The sequence below is a fragment of the Kribbella sp. NPDC023972 genome (assembly GCF_040639075.1).
Taxonomy (GTDB): Bacteria; Actinomycetota; Actinomycetes; order Propionibacteriales; family Kribbellaceae; genus Kribbella.
Window position 1 is genome coordinate 1 of sequence record NZ_JBEZZH010000026.1, and the last position, 5,302, is coordinate 5,302.

Annotated in this window: 2 rRNA genes; both read left to right on the top strand. The window is 56.1% G+C overall.

The features are described 5' to 3' along the window. Window positions 1-172: 172 nt before the first annotated feature. A 16S ribosomal RNA gene (locus tag AB0F43_RS38220) occupies window positions 173-1,692 on the top strand. Between the two features lie 461 nt (window positions 1,693-2,153). Further along, window positions 2,154-5,282: ribosomal RNA gene (locus AB0F43_RS38225) — 23S ribosomal RNA — on the top strand. The 16S and 23S rRNA genes sit together here, the layout of an rRNA operon. Window positions 5,283-5,302: the final 20 nt, after the last annotated feature.

The window sequence follows — 5,302 nt, forward strand, 5'->3', positions numbered from 1 at the left end:
TGAATGATTTGTCGCATCCTTGCTTGATGGTTTGGGTGTGGTGGTTGTTTGTTGTCTGTGGCGGATTCCTTTGAAGTATTTTTTGATTCAAGTCAGTTTGATTGTTTCTGATTCAAAGGATCGCTCAAGTTGTTGGCATCCCAGCCCTTTCGGGGTTGGTTGTCTAATATTTTCAACGGAGAGTTTGATCCTGGCTCAGGACGAACGCTGGCGGCGTGCTTAACACATGCAAGTCGAGCGGTAAGGCCCCTTCGGGGGTACACGAGCGGCGAACGGGTGAGTAACACGTGAGCAACCTACCCTCAACTTCGGGATAAGCCTCGGAAACGGGGTCTAATACCGGATATGACCACTTTCTTCATGGTTGGTGGTTGAAAGTTCTGGCGGTTGGGGATGGGCTCGCGGCCTATCAGCTTGTTGGTGGGGTAATGGCCTACCAAGGCGTCGACGGGTAGCCGGCCTGAGAGGGCGACCGGCCACACTGGGACTGAGACACGGCCCAGACTCCTACGGGAGGCAGCAGTGGGGAATATTGCGCAATGGACGAAAGTCTGACGCAGCAACGCCGCGTGAGGGATGACGGCCTTCGGGTTGTAAACCTCTTTCAGCAGGGACGAAGCGAGAGTGACGGTACCTGCAGAAGAAGGACCGGCCAACTACGTGCCAGCAGCCGCGGTAATACGTAGGGTCCGAGCGTTGTCCGGAATTATTGGGCGTAAAGGGCTCGTAGGCGGTTCGTCACGTCGGGAGTGAAAACTCGGAGCTCAACTCCGAGCCTGCTTCCGATACGGGCAGACTAGAGGTAGGCAGGGGAGAGCGGAACTCCTGGTGTAGCGGTGGAATGCGCAGATATCAGGAAGAACACCGGTGGCGAAGGCGGCTCTCTGGGCCTTACCTGACGCTGAGGAGCGAAAGCGTGGGTAGCGAACAGGATTAGATACCCTGGTAGTCCACGCCGTAAACGTTGGGCGCTAGGTGTGGGGGACATTCCACGTCCTCCGTGCCGCAGCTAACGCATTAAGCGCCCCGCCTGGGGAGTACGGCCGCAAGGCTAAAACTCAAAGGAATTGACGGGGGCCCGCACAAGCGGCGGAGCATGCGGATTAATTCGATGCAACGCGAAGAACCTTACCTGGGTTTGACATATAGGGAAATCCTCCAGAGATGGGGGGTCCGTAAGGGTCCTATACAGGTGGTGCATGGCTGTCGTCAGCTCGTGTCGTGAGATGTTGGGTTAAGTCCCGCAACGAGCGCAACCCTCGTCCTATGTTGCCAGCACGTTATGGTGGGGACTCATAGGAGACTGCCGGGGTCAACTCGGAGGAAGGTGGGGATGACGTCAAGTCATCATGCCCCTTATGTCCAGGGCTTCACGCATGCTACAATGGCCGGTACAAAGGGCTGCGAAACTGTAAAGTGGAGCGAATCCCAAAAAGCCGGTCTCAGTTCGGATTGGGGTCTGCAACTCGACCCCATGAAGTCGGAGTCGCTAGTAATCGCAGATCAGCAACGCTGCGGTGAATACGTTCCCGGGCCTTGTACACACCGCCCGTCACGTCATGAAAGTCGGCAACACCCGAAGCCGGTGGCCTAACCCCTTGTGGGAGGGAGCCGTCGAAGGTGGGGCTGGCGATTAGGACGAAGTCGTAACAAGGTAGCCGTACCGGAAGGTGCGGCTGGATCACCTCCTTTCTAAGGAGCACACGGCAGCCGCGTTGAGTGGTTGTCCATTCATCACTGCCCGAGCGTTCGTCTCGGGGTGATGGTGCTTCGGACTGTGGAACATTGACCATTAGGCCTGGATCCTGATCGATCGAGCTAGTACTGCCCCTTTGTGGGTGTGGAACGTGAGTGAGAGTGGGTGATGGGCCGAGGCGCGCTGTTGGGTCCTGAGGGATCGGGCTGTCCTGTGAGGGATGGACTGGTTTTTCAAGGGTCATGGTTCAACCGATGTTGGTTGGTTGGGCTGGTGGCTGGGGCCGGCTCTCACCAAACCGTTGGGTGTGGGTGTTTGTTCTGGGTGTGTTGTTTCCCTGGGATGGGTGCTCGTGGCTGATAGGTGGTGGTTCTGGGTTGGTTTTCTGCCCGTATTTTGAGAACTGTATAGTGGACGCGAGCATCTCTTTGTAGCGATTTTGTTTGTTTTGTTGTTGTGACAAGCTACTAAGGGCAATCGGTGGATGTCTTGGCACCAAGAGCCGATGAAGGACGTTGGAGCCTGCGATAAGCCCCGGGGAGTTGGCAACCAAGCTGTGATCCGGGGGTGTCCGAATGGGGAAACCCAGCTGGCATTCTAAAGCCAGTTACCAGTGCCTGAACACATAGGGTTCTGGAGGGAACGCGGGGAAGTGAAACATCTCAGTACCCGCAGGAAGAGAAAACAATTGTGATTCCGTGAGTAGTGGCGAGCGAAAGCGGATGAGGCTAAACCATGTGCGTGTGATAGCCGGCGTGCGTTGCGTACATGGGGTTGTGGGAGCATTCAGGCCTTAATGCCGTGAGGTCAGGGAGTTATAAATCACTGTTGAAGTCGAATCTTCTGGAATGTTGAGCCGTAGTGGGTTATGGCCCCGTAGGCGTAAGACAGTGACTTCCGAGTGTTTTCCCAAGTAGCACGGGACTCTTGAAATCTCGTGTGAATCTGGCGGGACCACCCGCTAAGCCTAAATACTTCTTGGTGACCGATAGCGGACTAGTACCGTGAGGGAAAGATGAAAAGTACCCCGGGAGGGGAGTGAAATAGTACCTGAAACCGATTGCCTACAATCCGTCGGAGCATTCCCTTGTGGGGTGTGACGGCGTGCCTTTTGAAGAATGAGCCTGCGAGTTAGTGGTGTGTGGCGAGGTTAACCCGTGTGGGGTAGCCGTAGCGAAAGCGAGTCTGAATAGGGCGTTTGAGTCGCATGCTCTAGACCCGAAGCGGAGTGATCTATCCATGGGCAGGTTGAAGCGTGGGTAAGACCGCGTGGAGGACCGAACCCACCAGGGTTGAAAACCTGGGGGATGACCTGTGGATAGGGGTGAAAGGCCAATCAAACTCCGTGATAGCTGGTTCTCCCCGAAATGCATATAGGTGCAGCGTCGTGTGTTTCTTACCGGAGGTAGAGCACTGGATGGTCTAGGGGGCTTACCGGCTTACCGAAATCAGCCAAACTCCGAATGCCGGTAAGTGAGAGCGCGGCAGTGAGACTGCGGGGGATAAGCTCCGTAGTCGAGAGGGAAACAGCCCAGATCACCAGCTAAGGCCCCTAAGCGATTGCTAAGTGGAAAAGGATGTGGAGTTGCCCAGACAACCAGGAGGTTGGCTTAGAAGCAGCCACCCTTGAAAGAGTGCGTAATAGCTCACTGGTCAAGTGATTCCGCGCCGACAATGTAGCGGGGCTCAAGCAATCCGCCGAAGCTGTGGCATTCACACTCGTACCCGGCTGTGCTCCTTTGGAGTGTGGTCCAGGTGTGTGGATGGGTAGGGGAGCGTCGTGCAGCGTGTGAAGCAGCCTAGTGATGGAGTTGTGGATGCTGCACGAGTGAGAATGCAGGCATGAGTAGCGAATGACGGGTGAGAAACCCGTCCGCCGGATGATCAAGGGTTCCAGGGTCAAGCTAATCTGCCCTGGGTAAGTCGGGACCTAAGGCGAGGCCGACAGGCGTAGTCGATGGACAACGGGTTGATATTCCCGTACCGGCATTAACACGACCCGACCGAACCCGCTGATGCTAAGCCAACTAAGCCATGATGTCTTCGGACGGATTGGTGGCGTTGGTGACCCGAGGTGGTAGTAGGTGCATTGAGGAGTGACGCAGGAGGGTAGTCCAACCGCGGCGATGGTAGGCGCAAGCTGATCCGCGGGCAAGGTGGTAGGGCGAGGCATAGGCAAATCCGTGTCTCACGAAGCCTGAGAGCCGAGGCGGACCCGTTTAGGGGAAGTGGATGATCCCATGCTGCCGAGAAAAACTTCGCAGTGAGTGTTAGAGCCGCCCGTACCCCAAACCGACACAGGTGATCAGGTAGAGAATACCAAGGCGATCGAGTGAACCATGGTTAAGGAACTCGGCAAAATGCCCCCGTAACTTCGGGAGAAGGGGGGCCGGATCCGTTAGGTGACTTGCTCACCGAAGCGGTGATGGCCGCAGAGACCAGGCCCAAGCGACTGTTTACTAAAAACACAGGTCCGTGCGAAGAAGTAATTCGATGTATACGGACTGACGCCTGCCCGGTGCTGGAACGTTAAGGGGACAGGTTAGCTGGTTTCGGCCGGCGAAGCTTTGAACTTAAGCGCCAGTAAACGGCGGTGGTAACTATAACCATCCTAAGGTAGCGAAATTCCTTGTCGGGTAAGTTCCGACCTGCACGAATGGCGTAACGACTTGGGCGCTGTCTCAACCATGGACTCGGCGAAATTGCATTACGAGTAAAGATGCTCGTTACGCGCAGCAGGACGGAAAGACCCCGGGACCTTTACTACAACTTGGTATTGGTGGTCGGTACAACTTGTGTAGGATAGGTGGGAGACTGTGAAGCTCGGACGCCAGTTCGGGTGGAGTCATCGTTGAAATACCACTCTGGTTGTTCTGGCTGTCTAACTTTGGTCCGTTATCCGGATCAGGGACAGTGCCTGGTGGGTAGTTTGACTGGGGCGGTCGCCTCCTAAAAGGTAACGGAGGCGCTCAAAGGTTCCCTCAGCCTGGTTGGCAATCAGGTGTCGAGTGTAAGTGCACAAGGGAGCTTGACTGTGAGACAGACATGTCGAGCAGGGACGAAAGTCGGAACTAGTGATCCGGCGGTGGCATGTGGGAGCACCGTCGCTCAACGGATAAAAGGTACCCCGGGGATAACAGGCTGATCTTCCCCAAGAGTCCATATCGACGGGATGGTTTGGCACCTCGATGTCGGCTCGTCGCATCCTGGGGCTGGAGTAGGTCCCAAGGGTTGGGCTGTTCGCCCATTAAAGCGGCACGCGAGCTGGGTTTAGAACGTCGTGAGACAGTTCGGTCCCTATCCGCTGCGCGCGCAGGAGACTTGAGAAGGGCTGCCCCTAGTACGAGAGGACCGGGGTGGACGAACCTCTGGTGTGCCAGTTGTTCCGCCAGGAGCACGGCTGGTTGGCTACGTTCGGGAGTGATAACCGCTGAAAGCATCTAAGCGGGAAGCACGCTTCAAGATGAGGTCTCCCACCGGGTCAACCGGGTAAGGCCCCCAGTAGACCACTGGGTTGATAGGCCAGAAGTGGAAGCACGGCAACGTGTGTAGCTGACTGGTACTAATAGGCCGAGGGCTTGTCACACACCACCACAGGTGGACAAC